This window comes from Bacillus haikouensis, assembly GCF_013179555.1.
GTDB lineage: Bacteria > Bacillota > Bacilli > Bacillales > Bacillaceae_B > Rossellomorea > Rossellomorea haikouensis_A.
The window spans coordinates 1-692 of sequence record NZ_JABMCR010000605.1 but is presented as its reverse complement, the minus strand read 5'-3'; the positions used below and the strand labels follow the sequence as shown (position 1 = coordinate 692).

At 36.4% G+C, this 692-nt stretch carries 1 protein-coding gene; it reads left to right on the top strand.

The window, feature by feature from the left end:
• Nucleotides 1-692 (top strand): IS3 family transposase (locus tag HP456_RS24615; protein WP_172255899.1); only part of this gene is annotated, 692 nt, incomplete at both ends.

Below are 692 nucleotides of genomic sequence, written 5' to 3'. Positions count from 1 at the left end.
AAAGCACAAGCAAAAGTGGCATTTGAACTCAAAGAAGAAGGATTCCGATTGAAGGATATCTTCCTTGTTGTAGGAATTCCTGAAGCAACTTATCACTATCATGTAAAAAACTTCGAGAAAGAAGATCCGGAAACAGAACTAAAAGAACTCATAACCAACCTTTTTAAGAAGTTTCATGAACGCTATGGTTATAAACGTATCACGAAGGAATTAAAGAAGTTAGGACATCGTGTTAATCATAAAAAAGTATATCGACTGATGCGAGAACTGGGATTGAAATGTGTAAAATTCATGCGGAAATCTCGTAAATACAATTCCTATAAGGGTAAGGTTGGGAAGGTTGAGAAAAACCGACTATCCCGCCGTTTCCATACACCTATTTCTCTTCAAAAATTAGTAACCGACATCACCGAATTTAAATGTCTTGGGGAAGAGAAGTTATATTTAAACCCAATTCTTGATCTTTACAATGGAGAGATTATAGCGTTTGGAATTAGGAAACGTCCAACACTTGATCTAGTCATGGAACCTTTAAAAGAGACGATAGGGATCATAAAAAATAATACAACCTATCGCACTACTATCCATTCTGATCAAGGCTGGCATTACCAACACAACTCATGGGTGAGGACATTAAAGGAAAATAAAATATTTCAAAGTATGTCACGCAAAGCAACCTGTGCAGACAATGC